Annotated in this window: 18 protein-coding genes; 8 read left to right on the forward strand and 10 right to left on the reverse strand. The window is 57.4% G+C overall.

What is annotated here, in order from left to right:
• Positions 1-58: 58 nt before the first annotated feature.
• From ACZ46D_RS02195 to ACZ46D_RS02205, 3 genes are all read right to left on the reverse strand, one after another.
• Complete coding sequence (locus ACZ46D_RS02195; RefSeq protein ID WP_464928407.1) at positions 59-376, reverse strand: isoamylase early set domain-containing protein; 318 nt, start codon at positions 374-376, stop codon at positions 59-61.
• A 127-nt stretch (positions 377-503) separates the two neighbouring features.
• On the reverse strand, positions 504-944 hold the full coding sequence (locus tag ACZ46D_RS02200; protein WP_464928408.1) for a PPC domain-containing DNA-binding protein: 441 nt from the start codon (positions 942-944) through the stop codon (positions 504-506).
• A gap of 6 nt (positions 945-950) precedes the next feature.
• Complete coding sequence (locus ACZ46D_RS02205) at positions 951-1553, reverse strand: DarP family protein (RefSeq protein ID WP_464928409.1); 603 nt, start codon at positions 1551-1553, stop codon at positions 951-953.
• Between the two features lie 102 nt (positions 1554-1655).
• Between ACZ46D_RS02205 and ACZ46D_RS02210 the strand changes: the two genes are divergently transcribed.
• Positions 1656-2828, forward strand: a complete 1173-nt coding sequence (locus tag ACZ46D_RS02210; protein ID WP_464928410.1) for an iron-containing alcohol dehydrogenase — start codon at positions 1656-1658, stop codon at positions 2826-2828.
• Positions 2829-2910: 82 nt separating this feature from the next.
• Positions 2911-4122 (forward strand): DegT/DnrJ/EryC1/StrS family aminotransferase, encoded by a 1212-nt coding sequence (locus ACZ46D_RS02215; protein ID WP_464928411.1) that lies wholly within the window; start codon positions 2911-2913, stop codon positions 4120-4122.
• A 201-nt stretch (positions 4123-4323) separates the two neighbouring features.
• On the opposite strand, the gene ACZ46D_RS02220 is transcribed toward ACZ46D_RS02215, so the two are convergent.
• The 5 genes from ACZ46D_RS02220 to ACZ46D_RS02240 all read right to left on the reverse strand — a co-directional run bounded on the left by ACZ46D_RS02220 (position 4324) and on the right by ACZ46D_RS02240 (position 9515).
• The gene (locus ACZ46D_RS02220) at positions 4324-6408 is read right to left on the reverse strand and encodes a DUF3373 family protein (protein ID WP_464928412.1); all 2085 of its coding nucleotides are present in this window, start codon (positions 6406-6408) and stop codon (positions 4324-4326) included.
• Positions 6409-7068: 660 nt separating this feature from the next.
• A complete protein-coding gene (locus ACZ46D_RS02225; RefSeq protein ID WP_464928413.1) occupies positions 7069-7479 on the reverse strand; it encodes a hypothetical protein in 411 nt (136 codons plus the stop codon).
• A gap of 231 nt (positions 7480-7710) precedes the next feature.
• Positions 7711-8295, reverse strand: a complete 585-nt coding sequence (locus tag ACZ46D_RS02230) for a TetR/AcrR family transcriptional regulator (protein ID WP_464928414.1) — start codon at positions 8293-8295, stop codon at positions 7711-7713.
• Between the two features lie 114 nt (positions 8296-8409).
• Positions 8410-8853, reverse strand: a complete 444-nt coding sequence (locus ACZ46D_RS02235; RefSeq protein ID WP_464928415.1) for an Lcl C-terminal domain-containing protein — start codon at positions 8851-8853, stop codon at positions 8410-8412.
• A gap of 74 nt (positions 8854-8927) precedes the next feature.
• The gene (locus ACZ46D_RS02240) at positions 8928-9515 is read right to left on the reverse strand and encodes a TetR/AcrR family transcriptional regulator (RefSeq protein WP_464928416.1); all 588 of its coding nucleotides are present in this window, start codon (positions 9513-9515) and stop codon (positions 8928-8930) included.
• A gap of 154 nt (positions 9516-9669) precedes the next feature.
• Between ACZ46D_RS02240 and ACZ46D_RS02245 the strand changes: the two genes are divergently transcribed.
• Complete coding sequence (locus ACZ46D_RS02245) at positions 9670-10575, forward strand: hypothetical protein (protein ID WP_464928417.1); 906 nt, start codon at positions 9670-9672, stop codon at positions 10573-10575.
• Between the two features lie 140 nt (positions 10576-10715).
• Complete coding sequence (locus tag ACZ46D_RS02250) at positions 10716-11948, forward strand: hypothetical protein (protein WP_464928418.1); 1233 nt, start codon at positions 10716-10718, stop codon at positions 11946-11948.
• 105 nt (positions 11949-12053) lie between these two features.
• On the opposite strand, the gene ACZ46D_RS02255 is transcribed toward ACZ46D_RS02250, so the two are convergent.
• Positions 12054-12830 (reverse strand): class I SAM-dependent methyltransferase, encoded by a 777-nt coding sequence (locus tag ACZ46D_RS02255; protein ID WP_464928419.1) that lies wholly within the window; start codon positions 12828-12830, stop codon positions 12054-12056.
• Between the two features lie 147 nt (positions 12831-12977).
• Between ACZ46D_RS02255 and kdsB the strand changes: the two genes are divergently transcribed.
• The 3 genes from kdsB (at position 12978) to ACZ46D_RS02270 (ending at position 17376) form a co-directional block, all read left to right on the forward strand.
• Positions 12978-13751 carry a 3-deoxy-manno-octulosonate cytidylyltransferase gene (kdsB, locus tag ACZ46D_RS02260; RefSeq protein WP_464928420.1) on the forward strand — a complete coding sequence of 258 codons (774 nt, stop codon included), beginning with the start codon at positions 12978-12980 and terminating at the stop codon, positions 13749-13751.
• Positions 13752-13977: 226 nt separating this feature from the next.
• Positions 13978-14907 (forward strand): malate dehydrogenase, encoded by a 930-nt coding sequence (gene mdh / locus ACZ46D_RS02265; protein WP_464928421.1) that lies wholly within the window; start codon positions 13978-13980, stop codon positions 14905-14907.
• A gap of 207 nt (positions 14908-15114) precedes the next feature.
• On the forward strand, positions 15115-17376 hold the full coding sequence (locus ACZ46D_RS02270) for a gluconeogenesis factor YvcK family protein (protein ID WP_464928422.1): 2262 nt from the start codon (positions 15115-15117) through the stop codon (positions 17374-17376).
• Here the strand turns inward: ACZ46D_RS02270 and ACZ46D_RS02275 are convergent.
• Complete coding sequence (locus tag ACZ46D_RS02275) at positions 17361-17843, reverse strand: hypothetical protein (protein WP_464928423.1); 483 nt, start codon at positions 17841-17843, stop codon at positions 17361-17363. The genes ACZ46D_RS02270 and ACZ46D_RS02275 overlap by 16 nt on opposite strands.
• Before the next feature lie 392 nt (positions 17844-18235).
• On the opposite strand from ACZ46D_RS02275, the gene ACZ46D_RS02280 reads away from it, so the two are divergent.
• Positions 18236-18961: a hypothetical protein gene (locus tag ACZ46D_RS02280; RefSeq protein WP_464928424.1), complete on the forward strand. Its 726-nt coding sequence runs from the start codon at positions 18236-18238 to the stop codon at positions 18959-18961.
• Positions 18962-19032 lie beyond the last annotated feature (71 nt).

The raw sequence follows: 19032 nt of genomic DNA on the forward strand, positions 1-19032 counted from the left end.
GAAGAGTAAAGGCCCGTGAGCACCTTGTGTTCACGGGCCTTTTTTTGTAAACGGTGTTTTAGCTGTTGATCTGGATGATTGAGTTTTCCCTGCCAAAGGGATTGGTGCAGCGGGCGTCATTCTGGGGGTCTGTCCGCCAATCGCCGTCAACGAGAAAAAGGTATTCGTAGCGCCCGGGCCTGAGCTGCACTTTTTTCCGGCAGATACCGTCCTTGAACTTGCGCATCTGGAACCCTTCCGCCTGCCAGCCATTGAAATCCCCCACCAGGAAAACCTCCCGGGCTTCGGGCGCCATCACCGTGAATTCGATGGCTGCTGCGCTTGGCCGTGATTTTTTGGCAGCGGGTGCCTTTTTTGCCTTCTCTTTGGTTGCCATGGTCTTTCCTCCCTTGCTGTGTATTGCGGATGGGCGCTGTGCCAGACATCATCGTGATTTTTGCAGGGAACTGTTTTCATGATGCGGGAAAGCCGGGGGAAAAGTCAAATGGAAAATCAGGGATAGGTCAGGCGTCAAAGGTGAGGCGATTGAATCCTCCCTGGGCAAACCAGGGGCGGGTGGCATCAATGCCGTCCAGCTCAAGGATGAGCACCTCAAGGACGAGATAGACCTTGGTGCCCTTGCGCACGCAGGCGGTGAGGGTTTCGCCGTGGTGGCCCAGGGCGGCATGGAGATGGATGCGCGGCTCTGTTGCATCCCAGAAGATGGAGCCGCTGCCCAGGGTTTCCCGGGCGCCGTCTATCTGCGCCCAGACCGGCTCCGGCGGCATGACAGGTTCCTTGGGGCCGGTGACTACCCCTGCCTCCCGCAGACCGCCCAGAACATGGAACCAGCCGCAGCGGATATTCTCTGTGATGATGAGCTGACGCAGGCCATCGAGAAAATCGTCCCCTTCATCAAAACGTACGGTGAAGACCCGTTTGATCGAGCCGGTGCGGTATTCCATGATGTCCTACGCCTCGCTGGAGGGAGGGACGGTTTCGCTGAATTGCTGACGCTCCATGGCGGCGTGCAATTGCCGGAACATCTCTCGGCGATGCACCGGCTTGCGGGTGGCGGCATAGCGCAGGGCCGATTTTTTCAGGCTATTGGGATCCAGGGCTGGGAACCTGCGGCAGGCCACGGCAATGGTCTCGGACTGCCAGCTTTCCGTGAGGTGTTCCTGATTGCGCTGGGCTTCCTCCCGCGCTTCGATCACTTCGGTGATAATGTCTTCCCGCAACCGCTCCAGTTCGTGGAATTCCCCGGCCTGTTTCAGGTGGGAACCCTTGCGTTCCGTCAGGAAGGCCAAGACCGCATCGGCCCCGTTTTCCCGCAGCATGCTGGCGATGAATTTGACCTGCCGTTTGAGTGCGCCGCCTTTCAGGTCGCGGGAGCTGTGCAGCTCTGTTTTTAGCACATCATCGGCGGGCAGTTTTTTGATGAGGGCCGGGGAGAGAGCAACCAGTTCCTTGGCGATCTCCTCGATATTCTTGGCCTGCCGTTTCTTTTCCGAGCGGCTCACATAGATTTCTTGCTGGTCGGTATCTCTGCTACTCGATTTTTTAGTTGCCATTCAACTTCCCGCTACAGTAGTATTTGCACTTATTTTCATTTAACATTTATTCTGGGACAGTATCATTGCCCGCAAGTTTTTTAAACAAAAAAGGGGACCATCATGCATTCCCAATCCTTTACCGTCACCCAGCCCACCCGCATCCGTTTCGGGGTGGACGCGATCAACGACCTTCCCGCCCTGGTAAAAGAGCTTGGCGGCAGCAAGGTTTTTCTGGTGGTCGATCCGGGCCTTATCAAAGCCGGGCTGGTGGAGCGGATCACCGCCCCTCTTGCCAAGGCCAAGATCGCCTTTGAGCTCTACGATAAGGTTGATCCCGAGCCGGGGCTGAAATTGGCCGACAACGGCGCCAAACTGGCCAAAAAAGCAAAATGCGACTGTGTGGTCGGCGCGGGCGGCGGTTCCGCCATGGATGTGGCCAAGGCGGTGAGCATCCTCCTCACCAACGGCGGCAAGGCCGAGGATTACCTGGGCTTGGGCAAGATCAAGAAGCCCGGGGTCCCGAAGATCATGATCCCCACCAGCGCCGGGACCGGAGCTGAGGTTACTTTTACCGCGGTGTTCATCAATGAAAAGACCAAGTCCAAGGGCGGGATGAACGGCGATCCCCTGTACCCGGAGGCCGCCATTCTCGATCCGGCCCTCACCGTTTCCTTGCCCCCGCATATTACGGCGACCACCGGGGTGGATGCCCTGACCCATGCCCTGGAGGCCTTTGTCTCCACCCAGGCCCACGCCATCTCCGACATGTATGCCTTGGAGGCCATTGACCTGATCAGTTCCAACTTGGTCAAGGCCTATGCCCACGGCGGCAATCTGGAGGCCCGATCCAACATGCTCCTCGGCAGTCTCCTGGCCGGCAAGGCCCTGGCCACGGCAGGGGTCGGCCTGGTGCATGCCATGGCCTATCCCCTGGGCGGCATGTTCGGCATCCCGCACGGCTTGGCCAACGCAGTGCTGCTCCCCTATGTGATGGCCTACAACCTCATCGGCAACCCAGCCAGATTTGCCATGCTGGCAGAGGTCATGGGCGCCAAGGTAGATGGTCTGCCCGAGCGTGAGGCGGCTGAGGCCGGGGTGGAATTTGTCTACCGGATGAATCAGGATCTCGGTATCCCCGCAAGTCTGGCCGAGTTGAAGATTCCGGCCAAGAAGATCCCCGAGATGGCCAAGATCGCCCTCACCGTGACCCGGCCGGTGGAGAACAACCCGCGCAAGCCCAGCCTGGAGGATGTGATCCGGGTCTATGAAACGGCCATGGAAGGGTGGGGCTGAGAAGGGAAGGTTCACGGTGCAAGATAAAAAAACGGTAGGAGCGGCTTCAGCCGCGAGAAGAGCCGCAGACAAGGAGTGAATCATGCCCGGTTTTGAGATATTTGGCGAAGAAGAGAAAAAAGAGATTCTGGAGGTGCTGGAGACCGGAGTGCTGTTCCGCTACGAGTTTCCCGAGCAGCGCAAGGGGATATACAAGGTCCGTACCTTTGAGGAGAAGTTTGCCGCCTATTGCGGGGTGAAACACGGCCAGGCCGTTACCTCCGGCACCGCAGCGCTTAAGGTGGGCATGGCCGCTCTGGGTATAGGCCCCGGAGACGAGGTCATCACCCAGTGCTTTACCTTTGTCGCCACCTGGGAGGCGATCCTTGAGATCGGGGCCATCCCGGTTTTTGCCGAGGTGGACGAAACCCTGAACCTGGACCCGGCTGATCTGGAAAAGAAGATCACCGCCAAAACCAAGCTGATTATCCCGGTGCACATGATGGGTGCTGCGGCCCGGATTGAGGAGATCAAGGGTATTGCTGACCGGCATGGAATTCCGGTCCTCGAAGACACGGCCCAGGCTGCCGGGGCCAGCCTGAACGGCAAACGCCTTGGCTCCTTTGGCGCCTGCGGCACCTTCTCCTTTGACCCGGTCAAGACCATGACCACCGGCGAGGGCGGGATGATCGTCACCAACGATGAAAAACTCTGGCGGGACATGAGCGAGTACCACGACCACGGCCATGACCATGCGGTCAACCCCGGCGGCAGGGGCGGCGAGGGCCGCAGCTTCATCGGCTCTAATTACCGGATGATGGAGCTGCAGGGCGCCATCGGCCTGGCCCAGCTGGCCAAGCTCGACGGTATCGTCGCGGCCCAGCAGGAGAACAAAAAGGGGATGAAAGCCCTGGTTGCCAAGCTGCCCGGGGTGACCTTCCGCACCATACTCGACGAGAAGGGCGATAACGCCTCCTTCCTCGCCTTTTTCCTGCCGGACAAGGACAAGGCCCAGAAGGTGAAAAAGGCCCTGGCGGAAAACGGGGCCGGGGCCATCTGTTTTGCCGAAAACACCTGGCATTACTACCCCAAGTGGGAGCATCTGCTGGCTGGCGCCACCCTTGCCAAGTCAGGCTGGCCTTTTGTGGAGCCGGGCGGCAAAAAACGGGTGGTGTACGATGCCCAAGCCCTGCCGAAATCGGCAGCGATTATGGATCGACTGCTGGTGTATCCGGTGCCGGTCAAAGCGCTTTCTGCAGAGCGGCTAGGGCAGATCGGTGCTGCGGTGGAAAAGGCGATTGCCGCCCTTTCCTGAGCAGGGGAAAGGTTTTTCGTGTGATAGAAAAAAAACCGCCCTCTCAGGGTTGGAGCCTGAGAGGGCGGGTAGAGTAACCGATCAGCCGGAGCACTTTGTGTGGGATGGCTCGAGATTTTTCTGATCGGGGAGCTCTCGCTAAAAGAGATTGAAAGTCAAAGAAACCGCTTGGGATAGAGGATAATCCCAAGCGGTTTCTTTTTAGAAGCTCGCCTCAAAGGTCAGGTATACCTGATCCATTGAATCGATGGTGGGATAGAACTGGGCCATGAGCGGGTCGTTCTTGATATCTTCGACCCTGTTCGGGGTTCCGAGCCACATGGCGCTGTAGGTGTAGTTGTAGTCATAATGCTGGTAGCCCAAGCGGATAAAGGCCTTGCCGTACTTGGAGATGGCCTCGCCGGCAGGGAGGTCGTAGATGCCGTAAACTTCATAGACATTACCACGGGTCGCCACCTTGCTGGAATACATATCATCGTGTCCTGGAGCAAAGGCCAACCAGTTCTTGGAGCCGTAGTTGTACTCAAGGCCGATCTTGAGGCCGGTGTCAGGAATATCATACCTGCCGCCAACAAGGACGCTGTACCCGTCTTTATTTTCTGGTTCAGCCCAGAAATCGCCCAGCAGGGTGATACCCATCTCGTCCGTGGCCTTGGCAACCGTATGACTCCAGCCAACGGTACCAAAGTAGTTCAGGTTCTGGAATTTATCCATGTACACTGCGGCGGTCTGGAAGATATTACCCATGTTCATCCGGTCGAGCATGGTGTTGGTCAAGACAGTAGAGCGAGAAACGGAGTCCAGATAATGACCGGTGGTCGGGTCGTACGTGAGGGAACCGTCCGCGATACCCCTGACTGCCTGAGCCTTCTCAAGCGGGTTGGGGAAGTAGGTGTCGCCAGGCACGTTGAAGATGTTGAAGGCACCGAAGGACTGGATGTTGAAGAAGCGGCTGCCCTTGCTGTAGACATCCCAGCTCACCCCGGCAAAGTCCACATCGCTGAGCCCGGTATTCTTTTCCTGTGGGCCAGCCTCGAAACCACGGCCATAGCAGAAGCGGATCCGGCCAGGGGCATCGGTCAGACTGCCCAAATTGTTGTAGGCATAGCCCAGGGAAACCCCGTCAAACGGGTAATCCATGTAGGCAACCGGGGTGGCCATCCGCTCGTCCTGACCCATGCGCAGATGGGCAGGAGGACCGTCGGTGGTGGGCCGACGACCGGCAGAGAACCATATCGGCGAGCCGCCGATGTTGTTCCAGTTCATGAAGGCCCGGTCAAGGATCAGCTTGTTGTCGCCGGGCTGACGGCCTGCCGTGCCGTCAAAGGAACGGGAGTTCAGGAAGTAGGGGCTGTCGGTATCATGGATACCGTTGGAATCCGTTTCCGGGGTGGGGGAGTCCTGGCTGCCCCAGGCTTTGTAGCCCACGATCCGAGCCTTGACCTCGACATCCTCGGTGGCCTTGGCCCGCAGGTTCAAACGCATCCGGGTGGTGTACAGGGTGTCGTTTTCATAGGTGGTGGCAGGGGTCGGGAGATAACCAGCGCCGTTCGCCCCATACATGGCGGCGAAGATGCTTTTGCGGTCGGCAGCGCTTAAACCCTTCATGATGCCGGCAAGACTTTGCGGGGAGCTCATTGCCTGTAGCAGTTGACCAACCGTCATCCCGCCTGCACCATATTGCCCAACCAGGGCACCAGCATTGGGGTTGGAGAACAGGGCAAAAAGATCGGTCGCCTGCCTGGTGGTGAGACCTGCACCCGTGGCAGCTGTGACGAAGCCCACTGGGCCAAGAGCCAAAACAGGAGTAAGATTGCCCAACAAGGTGCCGTCCCCGGGCGTTACAGTTGCAGGATTACCAACAAGCGAAGCTTGGCTTAAAAGAAAGTTGGCCAGAGGCACTGTACCGCCAGGCCCGTTAGTACTAAGAAAACCATGAGTCCCAGCTATATCAACAAAATCATAAATCCCTGTTGCCACATTGTTGGCGCTATAAAAATCTACAGTATCTGCCTTGTGAAAATCCACCCGGTTCCGCATATCGCCGGACCACTGAAAGCGTGAAGCCAGGTCCCATTTGTCGGATTTTTCTTCGAATGTGGTTATAGTCGCTTTTTGTTCTCCCACCTGAGCGCGAAGGTCTGATATCTGTTTTTGAAATTCACGGGTTAGTTGCTCGATTTTGGCGTCAAGCTCGGCGTTGCTTAGGCCGCCAGCCCCAGCGCTTGCGGTAACTGGGATGGCGAAAATTGCCGCCATGGCAAGGGTTGAAATTTTTTTAACCATCTTCCTTCTCCTTTTGTGTTGATTGTGGTGGTGATCCCGCGCCAATAGACAATGAAACCATTCGACAAAGAAATGAATGTTCATTTCTTTGTTTTATTCTGACATCCCTTTTTAGGGGTTTTCTGCTGGCCCCTGGCTTCTTGCGAATTATTGCAATTTGTTATTACACGGGCGGTGAAAGATTTCAAGAGCAAAATGAACATTCATTCTTTTTTGGGGTGAAAAAAATGTTTATGCCTTTCGTGCGCGCCAAGCTGATTCCCTGATTTTGTTAAGCAGGAGGGGGAGCGGCTCCTGGACCATGCTTATCAGCCGGAGTTGGCGGATTCGACCGGGGGCATCAGTCAGTCCTCCCAGATTGTTATAGGCATAGCCCAGAGAAACCCCGTCAAACTGGTAATGTCTTCCGGATCGACCGATTTTCGCGGCACATCCTTTTCTGAAAATGAAGAAGGGGGTGCTCGCCTGGCACCCCGTTGACCAACTGAATCTCCTGCCGATGGATGTGGGAAGGAGACCGCTATTTTTTGCCTCTGGTTTTTGACTCCGCCCCCCGCATCTTCCATGGCCATCTTCCTTACAAAGACGGCCATCCGTTGAGCTGGAACTTCACCAGAATCTGATTGTTATCGCCCCCGGACCGGGAGCAGCCAAGGCTTATCAGCCGCAGCTTCTGTTGGATCTGGGATCCCAGGTGTCATAGGCCACGCTGTACAGGTAATCATTTAAATTTGTCAATTCTTCGGCGGAAAGCTTGGCCCAGGCGCCGTCCTTGGCGCAGCGCACGTTTTTCCTGAAAAATACGGTGTTCCAGCCACGCATGGTCCGTGAATCCTCATTCATGTACCGGGCGCCTTTGTCGTTCCCTCTGTAATGGCAACTCTTGCAATTGCTCTTAAACAGTTTATGCCCAGCAAAGGTGTTTTTAAACTCCATGGCACGACTGGTCTGGGTCGCCGGATCAAACCGGTAGACCGTCTCTCCGCCCTCGTCTTTGGCAAAAACATGAGCATGAGACAATAATGCCAGAGATGCCACCATCAGAACAATGACTGCGATCTTTTCTTTCATCTTTTTATCTCCTGTGTTGCGTTCGAGACAAGCCAGACGACAGGTGATGCTTACTGCTCAAAACACCTCATGCTCCTCTGGCCAACTAACTGTGAACGGGCACATAATAACACGCAAAAAAAAGGGGGATGTACGGCTTCTTATGAATCATCGCAGTTTGTTATTACACGCGGCGTGAAAGATTTCAAGGGCAAAATGAATATTCATTCCTGATGGGGGTGAAAAAAATGTTTACGGCTTTACTGCGCGCCAAGCTGATTCCCACATTTCATCAAGCAGGCTGGGGAGCGGTTCTTGCACCATGCCTATCAGTCGGAGTTGAATGAGTCGTGTCATGCCGCCAAATAGACTCGGTCCGGCAACCACCAGAGCGAGGGGTCTGATCTCTCCGATTTTGATGCCTTCCTGAATGGTCTCACGGATCAGTGTCAGTGTTTTTCCGGCACAAAAGGATACAGCCGAGGGCATGATTTCTTTGTGTCTTGCAAAGAGGATGAAATCAACAAGTTCTGGGAAATCTTCGGTGAGCTGGAAATAATAAGCCATGATTGCGCGACAACGGTCATGCGTGTTGGCGTGCTGGCTAATGATTTGCTCTACATTTCCCAGAATATCTTCCGAGATTTCCTGAAAGAGCGTTTGCGCTATTTCTTCTTTGTTCTTGAAGTAGCGATAGACCAACCCGATACTGACATCAGCCTGCTCCCGTATATCATGGACAGAGGTCTTGAAATAGCCCTTGCTGTGGAAAAGCTTCAGGGCGGTGTGGAGAATCCTGTCGCGTCTGTTTTTCGAACTGGTCTTGTAGAAACTCATGGCTGAACCTGATTGTGTGAGAGGTTGCTACACGTTCAGATTTCTACAATAATATTAAGTGAGTTGTCAATCTTCGTCGTTCAGGGAGCCAAAGAATTTACGTTTTTTACCTTTTTATGGCCGCACCGCCCGGACATACCCTCTGCTACCCGGCGCGTACTGGCGCACCGGATCGCACTGGTCGGAAATCTCCCAGGCTCCGGCCTTGCCCTGGCCGTCTTTCTCGCCGGACCAGTAGTTCCCCTTGCGATCCAGGGCGCAATCGCCATTCTGGAACAGATCAAAGAGGTAGTTGAGGTCGTAGAGTTCATCGACGCTGGGCAGCCGCCAGTCGCTGTAACCGCCCAGGTTCAGAGCGTGGACGTACTGTTCCGCATCCTTCAGGCTGGTGGTCATCTTGCTTTTTTCGATCTGCCACATCCGGCCCGAGACCGTGTCCTGGCAGATGCCGTTGCCCAGGTTTTGGAAGCGTGCCTGCTGGGAAGACTTCCCGGCGCAACCCTGGAGGGAGAGGAGAAGTACTGCCAGAAGAACCAAGACGAGATGTGTGTATTTCATGCCAGACCTCCTGTGGTCTTGTGTGGGGAGGGAAACCCGTGCGCCCTCTCCGTTATTGTTTTTTCGGAAGAAAATTACCGCCCCAGCAAGCCGGTGATGGCGGCAAGAAAATCGTTCAGGTCGTCTTTGTCTTTGCTGACCCTGGACATCATGATCCCGCCTTCCAGGGTCGCCACCACAGTTTTGGCCAGGAGCTGGGGCTCGGTGGCAGCAGGCAGCAGCCCAGCTGCCTTGGCCTTGGCGAGATGTGCTGCCAGCAGCCCGGTCCAGCGACTGAAAACCTCCTGGATAACCACGGAGAATTTTTCGTTGCTGTCGGCCATCTCCAAAGCAGTGTTGCCGAACAGGCAGCCCCCGACAAAGTTGTTTTTTTCCTGTTCCGCACAGATCGCCTTGCAGGAGTTGATGACTTTTTCAACGGGGTTTCGGCCGGCAAGGGCCTTGGCCAGAAAAGAAAAGAATTCGTCTTTGGCATCCTCAAGCACCGCGAGCCCGAGTTCCTCCTTGCTGGCGAAGTGGTAGTACAGGTTGCCTTTCTTGACCCCGGTGGCCTCGATAACCGCGCTGATGCTGGTGTTGTGGAAGCCCTGTGCCACCAGTATCTTTCGGGTCGCCTTCAGGATATGGTCGCGGGTTTTCTCGCCCTTGCTGGTTGTGGACATTGCGGCGCTCTCTCGATTAAAATAAACTGACCGTTTGGTACAATTTATCCCTTTCTGGCTCCATCGTCAAGAGCAATCTTGCCACTTTCTTCCCCAGCAAAGATTCCCGATGCGATATACTGGGGAATCGAATTATGCAACCGGAGGAATTGTCATGGGGGGTGCGTCACGGTTTTTACTGTTTTTTTTCTTTTGCTGCCAGATCGTCTTGGCGGTTCAAGCTCAAGGCTTGGCGCAGGCCGGTCAAACGCCGGTTGCGGCAGTGTCGGCATCGGGGAGCAATGGCGCACCGCCGGGGGGGCCGGAGGTCTGGCGACCGGAGAGCGTCTCGCTGCCGCTCTTCGGGGAAATCCGGCCTGCCGATTTCTCCCTGCCTGCCCTGGCCGTCCTCCTCGGTCTGGCGGACGGCTTCAACCCCTGCGCCATGTGGGCCCTGGTCTATCTCCTTTCCCTGCTGGTTTCCCTCCGGGACCGGCGCAAGATTTGGCTGCTGGTGGGCTCCTTTGTCCTGGCCTCGGGCGTACTCTATTTCCTGTTCATGACCGCCTGGCTCAATGCCTTTCTCCTGCTCGGTTACCTGCGGCCGCTTACCTTGGCCATCGGTGCGGGCGCCCTGGTCATCGGCGTGATGGACCTGCGCGCCTTTGTCCTGACCCGTGGGGCCCCGGTCTGCGCGGTCGGCAGTCCCGGCCTCAAGAAACGGACCATGGGCAGGATGGAGCGGTTGGTGGCGGCGCCGCTTTCCCTTGCTTCTTTCCTGGGGATTGTCGCCCTGGCCTTCACGGTGAACGCCATCGAGTTCGCCTGCTCCGCCGGTCTGCCCGCCATTTTCACCCATACCCTCTCCCTGCGACAGCTCTCTGTGCCCCAGTATTACGGCTATATCCTGCTCTATGATTTTTTCTTCATGCTGGACGACCTTTTGATTTTCAGCCTCGCCGCCTTTACCCTGCGGGCAACCATGGCCAGTGGCTATGCCCGGTACGGCAAGTTGGTGGGCGGCATTGTCCTGATAGGGCTTGGGTTGGTTATGCTTTTGGCCCCGGAGATGCTGCGCTGAGGGGAGAGATAGGCGCCAGCCGCAGGAACACGCGATTTTGCCTTCTTCTTTTGGGTTGGCTCAGAGATGACAATGTGCCAGACTGATTTGGGGGAATGATTGGCTAGGTAATGCTGTTTTTACTACCATGAGGAGGGAAAATGAAAACGCAAACAAGATTGGTTGTGGTCGGATTGGTTATCCTGGCCGGCGGAGGGTTGGCCTATGCCCAGGCGGGCAAAAGCAAGCCGCCGGTGGCGCAGGCCTGGCTTGATGTGGCAACCTATTCCGGCCTCGGGATGGGGGGAATGGGCGGCACCATGAATCCCATGGCCATGCTGGGCGCGGCCATGGGGGGCGGTGGCCGGAACAATTTCGGTGACACCATGACGGGCAGTACCGGTTCCTGGCTCGATGTCACCCTCTCCACCCGCAATAATCCGAGCCTGGTCGAGGCGACCCAGTCCGTGCCCGCAGGCAGCAAACTGGCCCCGGAGCTCAAGCTGGTTTCGCCCAAGACCCAGAAGGCGGTGCCCTCAACGGAGGACGAGGTGATCCGGGAAGAGTTCGAGCCGCCCAAGGGCAAGATTTACCTCTACTGGGGCTGCGGCGATACGGTGCGTCCGGGTCAGCCCCAGGTGCTGGATATGAGTAAGGCCAGTCCGGCGGATTACCAGAAATTTTTCGTCGGCCGCCGGGCGACCCAGCGCGGCGCCCATCTGGCCGACGGGCGCCCCTCCTGGCCCAACGAGCAGGATACGCGCCTGGTTCCCGAAGGCGCCAGCTTGGTGGGGGAGCATGCCTTTAAGGGCCAAGGGGTGCCGGAGGGGTTCAAGTTCTCCCTTGGCCAGGCCCAGGATATAATGCCGCCCCTGGAACTCACTCAGCGCAATAAGGATGGGGCGACCCAGCTGGAGTGGAAGGGGCTTCCCACGGCCCGAGCCTATTTCATCTCGGCCATGGGAGCCCGCAGCGACAACGAAATGGTGTTCTGGTCCTCCAGCGAGGTGCCGGAGAACGGGACCGGTTTGGTGGATTACCAGACCAACGCTGCGGTGGATCGCTGGCTGAAGGAAAGGGCCTTGCTCTCCCCGGATGCCCGGACCTGCACGGTGCCCAAGGGGATCTTCGGCAATGGCGCCATGGTGCGCATGATCGGTTACGGCTCGGAGTTGAACCTGGCCTACCCGCCTAAACCGACCAACCCGAAGCTGGTCTGGGAGCCGCAATGGGCGGTCAAGGTAAGGCTGAAGTCGGTGGCCAACGCCATGCTGGGGATGGAGGCCATGGGAAATCAGCCTCGTGGGGAAAAGGCCAATCAGCCCGATGGCAGTGGCGCTCTGGACGGTGTCGGTCAGGGGCTGGATAAACTCAAAGGGGTGTTCGGCTTTTAAGAAGGTGCCCGGTGGGATCGCTTGGCACGAGCAGGCCAACTCGCTGACTTGCCGGTTATTTTTTGGCAGGCCCGCACACCGCTGCGTTGTGCGCTACTGTGCGGGTCAGACCAGATACACATCAAAGCGGCTGTTCTTGCCGCTGATGGTGAAATTCGGTTCCGGCCCGCGCAGGGCAGGAGCCAGGCGCGGCCGTTTTACCACAACCCGACGGATGGCGATGGCAAGGGCGGCGGCCAGTAATTGGTCGCTGTCCGAGTCATCGCCGACCAGCAACCGGATAAGCCGCATCTCCTTCTTGACCAGGGCGCTCTTGCTGCGGTGCGGGTACATGGGGTCGATGCAGATCACCTCGGGCCGCTCGCCTTGCCAGGTGCGGAGGATCTCCAGGCTCTCCCCCGCCATAAGGCTAAGGCGGGCCATGATTTCGGCCAGCGCCGGTTCCAGCCTTGCCCGCTCAATGCCGTCCGCCAGGAGGGCCGCCACCACCGGCGAGCGCTCCACCATCCGTACCGTGCAGCCCAGGCTGGCCAGGATGAAGCTGTCCAGGCCTAAGCCCGCGGTAAGATCCAGCACCATAGGCCTTGCCCCGCCCTTGAGCCCCACCGCCCGGGCAATGGCCTCCTTGCGACTGGTGGTTTGTCTGCGGCGGTACTCGATGGCCCCGCCGAGGAAATCAACAAACAATGGTCCTTCCGCGCCCTTGGTGGTCTGGCGCAGTTCCAGTCGCTCCGGAGTCAGGGTCAGCAGCAGGGCAGGGGCATTTTCTGCCGGATTGTAGAGTGGCAACCCCAGCTGGGTGGCAAGTCCGTGGGCTTTCTCCTTCAGGACGGGATCAGTCTGGCTGACGGCGAGGATGCTTTCCGGGTTGCGGGTGGTCATGGTGGATGGCCGATCATTTCCTGGTTGTGGGCTGGTCGGAAGCCGGGCGCGGCTTTTTCCCGGTGCATCATTTCCTGTTCATGGTATATTCAGGAGGTTTTTTCGCAGGCCTCTTGGCCAGACAGCCCACATACAGCAGAGAAGATAATGGATACCCAGCATAAAGCACAAGCCAAAGTTGTGGCCATCATCCCGGCCCGTTACCATTCCAACCGCTTTGAAGGCAAGCCCCTGGCCAAGATTGCGGGCAAACCCATGATCCAGCACGTCTACGAACGGGCCAAGGCTGTGGCTCTGCTCTCCCGGGTGGCGGTGGCCACCGACGACGAGCGGATCGCCCAGTGCGTGCGCTCCTTTGGCGGCGAGGTGGTGATGACCCGCTCCGACCATGTCTCCGGCACCGACCGGCTGGCAGAGGCGGCCTCGATCATGGGGATCGCCGAGCAAGACGTGGTGGTGAACATCCAGGGCGATCAGCCGCTCTTCGAGGCGGAGGTGGTTTCCCAGGTGGCCACTCCATTGCTGGAAGATCCGGCTCTGCCCATGTCCACCCTGATCTACAAGATCGTGCGTGAGGAGGAGATCACCGATCCCAACCATGTCAAGACCGTGTTCGACCGGCACAACAATGCCCTCTATTTTTCCCGCGCCTCCATCCCCTTTCAGCGCAACCCCGAGGAGCCGGAGGTGCCCACTTATTACAAACACCTGGGCTTTTACGCCTACCGCAAGGGTTTTTTGCTCACCTTTGTTGGGTTGCCCGAGGGGGAGTGGGAACGGTTCGAGAAGCTGGAGCAGCTGCGGGCCCTGGAGTTCGGCTACCGTATCCGGGTGGTGCTCACGGCCCATGATTCCATCGAGGTGGATACGCCCCAGGATCTGGAGCGGGTGGAAGAGTTGATCCGCAAAGACGGTAACTAACGGGATTGATCCGGCATAGACTCGGTTAGAAAATGGCAGAGAACAAAAAAATCCCCTCTCCCCTTGCGGGAGAGGGTCAGGGTGAGGGGGAACGTGCAGATTTTGAGGTGGTTGGCAACTTCACCCACCCCCCACCCCCCCGTCAAGGGAGGGGGAGTCGATGCGAGACGCTTCGGACATTATTGAGTTTGACCTACTGTTAACCATATAATTTGAGGGAAAAGAGATGAAACGAAACAAGATCACCATCATCGGCGCGGGCAATGTCGGCGCCACCGCCGCCCACTGGGCCGCCAGCCGAAACTTGGGCGATATCCTCCTGCTGGACGTGGTGGAAGGGGTGCCCCAGGGCAAGGCCCTTGATCTGCTGCAATCCGGCCCGGTGGACGGCTTCAACAACCGGATCACCGGCTCCAACGACTTTGCCGATCTGGCCGGTTCCGACGTGGTGATCATTACTGCCGGCCTGGCCCGTAAACCCGGCATGAGCCGCGACGACCTCCTGGCCAAGAACGTGGCCATCGTCAAGTCCTGCGCCGAGCAGGTGGCCAAGCATGCCCCGGACTGCGTCTTGATCGTGGTCACCAACCCCATCGACGCCATGGTCTACACGGCCTTCAAGGTTACCGGCTTCCCCAGGGAGCGGGTGATCGGCATGGCCGGGGTGCTTGATTCGGCCCGCTACCGCACTTTCCTGGCCGAGGCCCTTGGCGTGGCGGCCCGTGACGTCAACGCCCTGGTCATGGGTATTCACGGCGACAACATGCTGCCGCTGATCCGGCTGGCCAATGTGGCAGGGGTTCCGGTCACCGACCTGTTGTCCGGTGAGGAGTTGGCCGCTATCGTCCACCGCACCCAGCACGGCGGGGCCGAGATCGTCAACCATCTCAAGACCGGCAGCGCCTTTTACACCCCTGGTCTGGCCGCGGTGGAGATGGCCGAGGCGGTACTCACCGACAGCAAGCGGGTAATGCCCTGCGCCGCCTATGTGGAGGGCGAGTTCGGCTTCTCCGGCTGCTTCCTCGGGGTGCCGGTGGTGCTGGGCGATAAGGGGGTGGAGCGGATCATCCAATTCAAGCTCACTGCCGAGGAACAGGCCGCCATGGCCGACTCCGAGGTGGCGGTGCGCAAGCAGATGGCTGCTACCGGGTTATAAGGCGCAAGGTAAAAGGCCGGGCCTGGCTTTTGCTTCCCCTCCCTTGACGGGAGGGGATTGAGGGGAGGGTGAATTTGCCGATTGGGTCAGCGGTGGATATGGTAGTTCCCCCACCCCCTTGCCCCCTCCCGCGAGGGGAGGGGGGTTTGTCTTGATATGTGTAATTATATAAAATAGTTATATCGTCATCTCTAACGGAGAACCTGTTTGACTGAAACCCTATCCGCCAAAGATTTGATCGCCCGCATGGGCGATGCGCGTTTCGGCCTGCTCGATCTGCTGCCCGAGGGCGATCTGGCCGAGAAGCTCATCGGCCTGGCGCTCACCGGGGTGCCGCCTGCGCCTCCCGGCATGGCCACGGAGTTGGCGTACCTGAACCTGGCTCTGAATGCCACGGAAACCAGGAATGTCCGGGTGGTTGTGTTCGGGGGCGGCACCGGGCTTTCCAATCTCATCGGCGGCGACAGCTGCAACCCCCTCTGGCCTGCCGATCCCTTTCAGGGCCTCAAGGAGGTTTTTCCGCAAACCCGGGCCGTGGTCTGCATCACCGACGATGGCGGCTCCACCGGCGAGTTGCTCAAGGAACTGCCTCTCATCGCCCTGGGCGATATCCGCCATGTCCTGCTTTCCTCCATCCGGCAGGAGAAGCTGCAAGAGCAGTACACCCTTGTCGGCCGGGAGGCGTTGCGGGCAACCGCAGTGCTCCACCAACTCTTCAACCATCGCTTCGAGGCCCCGCCTTGCTCGCCCCATGCCCTGCTGGCCGATGCCGATGTCAATCTGGCTGCGTTGCCCGAAGCGATGGGGCAAGGGCTGGCCAGTCTGGTGGAGGCGCTTTTCACCGAGCCCCGGCTGCGGATGCAGCTCGCCCACCCCCATTGCCTCGGCAATCTCCTGCTCGCCGCCGCTATCTTAAGCGAGAAGGAGGAGATGGCCGGAATCTCCCTGCTGGCCGAACTCATCGGCGCCAATCCCGAGGCGGTCTGCCCCTGCACCACTACGCCGGCCCGGCTTAAAATTCTGTACGGCAACGGGGTGCTGGTGAGTGGGGAATTCAAGTCTGGCTCGGCCCGGCGCGGCTATCCGGTGGATCGGGTTTTCGTGGAGTTTGCCACCCAACCCCAGGCCCCGCCCCAGGTGCTGGCTGCCATTGCCGAGGCGGATATCATCCTCTTCGCCCCAGGTAGCCTGTTCACCAGCATCGTGCCGATCCTGCAGGTGCCGGGTATAGCCCAGGCGATCCGCGACAACCGCGGGGCACTCAAGATGCTCGTTGCCAATCTCTGGGCCCAGGCCGGGGAAACCGACATGGCCCACGGCAACGGCAATGGCGACCACCCGCAGCGGTTCCATGTCTCCGACCTGTTGGCCGCCTATCACCGCAATATCCCCGGCGGGGTGCAGGATCTTTTTGCCCAGATTCTGGTTCTCGGGTTGCGCGATATCCCCGGCTCCATCCTCCAAAGCTATGCCCTGGAAAACAAGGTGCCCATCTATCTCGACCGGGACAAGGTCCGGGCCATGGGCTTTTCCCCCATCGAGGCCCGGCTCTATGCCCAGGCCGATATCGAGCAGCGTAAGGTGATCCAGCATGATCCCGCTTCCCTGGCCGCGGCGGTGCGGGTTATGTGGGCGATTCGTGATTCCCTCGGCAAGGCCGGAGGCTACCAGCTCTCCGGGCCGGGCGCCGGGGCAGAGGTTCTCCTCGATCCCCTGGGGCAGCCAGCCAACCAGCGTTTTGCTGCGATCCGTGAGCGGTTGCGCACCCTGAACATTGCCGAGGAGCTGCACCCGCCCCTGGCCGAGATCTTCTGGCGCCACGGGGATATTCCCCTTGCCCATCTGGACGGGGTTGCCGGGGTTGTCCTGCTGGACCGGGAGGAATGGAGCCGGACCCAGGAATGGGACACCATCCTCTCCTTCTATGATCCCGTTGACCGGCTGATCAAGATCCGCAAGGATATCTTCCCTGAACCTGATAAATTTGAGGTGGGTTTGTTGATCGCCCTGGGCCAGTCCCTGCTGGGGAATTACACCGAGGAAAAGCTTAGGCTGCCGGTGGAACGCGACGGCTTGTCCCTGGGCTATGAGTTTCGGCTGGTTCTGCGGTCGGAGGCGGAGCTGTGCTCTTTTTTCAGTCCGGCGGAGCTTGCCATCTTTTTGGGGCTGGTCCGGATGCGGCAGGCAGCAAGCGATCCCCGTCTCTACACCCGGCTGGTGAACGGCGAGGAAGGCTTTACCCCGCCCGGCCTGTTGTTCGGCCTCACCTATGCCTGGTATCTGGACAACCGCCATGTCTGCCATGTGGAATACAAGATGTCCATCAACCGGATGATGTCTTGCGGCCTCATCCCGGAACAGCAGCGGGTGGCAGGGCGCAGGCAGGCAATGATCGATTTTTTCCGGACCGTGGTTTTTCGCTACACTGCCGAGCAGTTGCAGCCCTCAACCGATCAGGGGTTGGGCTGAATCCAAGGCAGCGGATCGATAATTCGGATGCCGGGGTTGCTCCACAGCCCGTGCCAGTTTAGCTCCGCCTCCGCCACCGACCATCCAGGCGCTAGCCAGCCAAGGGAGAGGTGGAGATGATCCGGCGGGGCCGATGCGCCCCGCGCCGTGCCGCATGCCACCTCGGCCAGGGGTTCTTTCGCAGAGACCTGCGCTCCGTACTCCACTAGGGGCCGAACATGGCCATACAGGGAGATAAGCCTCCAGCCCCGCTCATCCATCACCGGATGCCGCACCGCCACGGTGCTGCCCAAAAAATCCTCGAACACCGCAATCACCTCCCCATCCCAGAGCGGCGGGACCAGCGCCAGCTCCGGGAGCTCTCGTCGCTGTCCATTGCGGTCCGTAGGGAAGAGCAGGTCAATCCCCTCGTGCGGGCTTTGGCGGGGCCCTTGTTTCCACCATGCTTCGGTGTCTTGAAAAAGCATGCCGGGGAGGAAGTGCCAGCATGTGCATGCTTCGGCAAGGTGATTTAGGTTCAGGAAGGTGCTGGTAAATTGGGAGTTCGGGATCATGGGTGTTGGGTCAGACGAGGAAGAAGGTTGAGGCCAGAGTTCTGTTCAGGCCCATTCAGAGATAATAATCTTGAATTGCTCCATGGTGTCAGGTAGACATATAACACTCCCGGATAATTTTAGCCGGAATTATGTAGCTAGCTATATAACACCCCAATATTGGGTGGATATGTGGCTATTCAAGAGAAAATATGCTCAAAAGTTGCACAGGGAAATCAATTAAAGGGACAAAAAACGAGCAGAAAAAAACAACTCGAGCTAGATCGATAATATTATTGTTATATTGCTATCGGAGTTCTATGCAAATGTACACATTTATTGACAGATATTTTCATAGCCAAAACGAACTTCTCGACATTAGATTTTCTGAGAATAGAGATATTAACACTCTGTTTACTTATTTGAATAATCTGCATTCAACAGCTGATAAGCTTAAGGAATTATTTGATTGCAATATTAAAGACTTTCCTGAGTTTAAAGTTTTGAGAATGCTTAGGAACTATTTCCATCACGGAAATGATGTGGATGAAATTAGAATGGCTGTCACGGTAGATAAAGAAATTATCGTCAGCCATAGCCAACATATAATAATTCCCTTAGAAACTTTCGCTAAAAGCGTTAAATTTTTTATTGATAATAATACAGTTCCAGAAGGTCACAAAAACTATAAAAGAAAGATGGATTTTGTAAGCAAAGAAATGGCAAGCATCAGTGAATGCTTTGATTATTGCGCCGATCTATTAAATAACATGGTTGCATGCTGCGATAAGCCAAGCCTTAAACTCGATGGTAAAGTTTATGAGCTGGGTTTCGATATGTATAAATTTGCGTATAACGTTTCAAACCTAATTGCAGATAAATGCAGGTCTATAAATATGCTTGCCAGCAAAAAAGTTATTGAAGAATTAGATGATACTTATACGATTTCAAATAATATTGGTAAATATGATGTCCAGTGTCGGCCAGACTCTGCCCCAATCATGACGACCGAGGGGTTCATTTATCCAAGTAATATTGAACCCGCAATATAACAAGCTGATCAAGCGGATGGAATGGGGCTGAGGGCTGCCAGAAAAACAAAATCAAATTGCGGTTGTAGGCC

Source organism: Thiovibrio sp. Mzg5, assembly GCF_055379285.1.

Excerpts from the sequence above, each read along its gene's own strand:
- ACZ46D_RS02195 (WP_464928407.1), bottom strand. The coding sequence starts at position 376 with ATGGCAACCAAAGAGAAGGCAAAAAAGGCACCCGCTGCCAAAAAATCA.
- ACZ46D_RS02200 (WP_464928408.1), bottom strand. The coding sequence starts at position 944 with ATGGAATACCGCACCGGCTCGATCAAACGGGTCTTCACCGTACGTTTT.
- ACZ46D_RS02205 (WP_464928409.1), bottom strand. The coding sequence starts at position 1,553 with ATGGCAACTAAAAAATCGAGTAGCAGAGATACCGACCAGCAAGAAATC.
- ACZ46D_RS02210 (WP_464928410.1), top strand. The coding sequence starts at position 1,656 with ATGCATTCCCAATCCTTTACCGTCACCCAGCCCACCCGCATCCGTTTC.
- ACZ46D_RS02215 (WP_464928411.1), top strand. The coding sequence starts at position 2,911 with ATGCCCGGTTTTGAGATATTTGGCGAAGAAGAGAAAAAAGAGATTCTG.
- ACZ46D_RS02220 (WP_464928412.1), bottom strand. The coding sequence starts at position 6,408 with ATGGTTAAAAAAATTTCAACCCTTGCCATGGCGGCAATTTTCGCCATC.
- ACZ46D_RS02225 (WP_464928413.1), bottom strand. The coding sequence starts at position 7,479 with ATGAAAGAAAAGATCGCAGTCATTGTTCTGATGGTGGCATCTCTGGCA.
- ACZ46D_RS02230 (WP_464928414.1), bottom strand. The coding sequence starts at position 8,295 with ATGAGTTTCTACAAGACCAGTTCGAAAAACAGACGCGACAGGATTCTC.
- ACZ46D_RS02235 (WP_464928415.1), bottom strand. The coding sequence starts at position 8,853 with ATGAAATACACACATCTCGTCTTGGTTCTTCTGGCAGTACTTCTCCTC.
- ACZ46D_RS02240 (WP_464928416.1), bottom strand. The coding sequence starts at position 9,515 with ATGTCCACAACCAGCAAGGGCGAGAAAACCCGCGACCATATCCTGAAG.
- ACZ46D_RS02245 (WP_464928417.1), top strand. The coding sequence starts at position 9,670 with ATGGGGGGTGCGTCACGGTTTTTACTGTTTTTTTTCTTTTGCTGCCAG.
- ACZ46D_RS02250 (WP_464928418.1), top strand. The coding sequence starts at position 10,716 with ATGAAAACGCAAACAAGATTGGTTGTGGTCGGATTGGTTATCCTGGCC.
- ACZ46D_RS02255 (WP_464928419.1), bottom strand. The coding sequence starts at position 12,830 with ATGACCACCCGCAACCCGGAAAGCATCCTCGCCGTCAGCCAGACTGAT.
- kdsB (WP_464928420.1), top strand. The coding sequence starts at position 12,978 with ATGGATACCCAGCATAAAGCACAAGCCAAAGTTGTGGCCATCATCCCG.
- mdh (WP_464928421.1), top strand. The coding sequence starts at position 13,978 with ATGAAACGAAACAAGATCACCATCATCGGCGCGGGCAATGTCGGCGCC.
- ACZ46D_RS02275 (WP_464928423.1), bottom strand. The coding sequence starts at position 17,843 with ATGCTTTTTCAAGACACCGAAGCATGGTGGAAACAAGGGCCCCGCCAA.
- ACZ46D_RS02280 (WP_464928424.1), top strand. The coding sequence starts at position 18,236 with ATGTACACATTTATTGACAGATATTTTCATAGCCAAAACGAACTTCTC.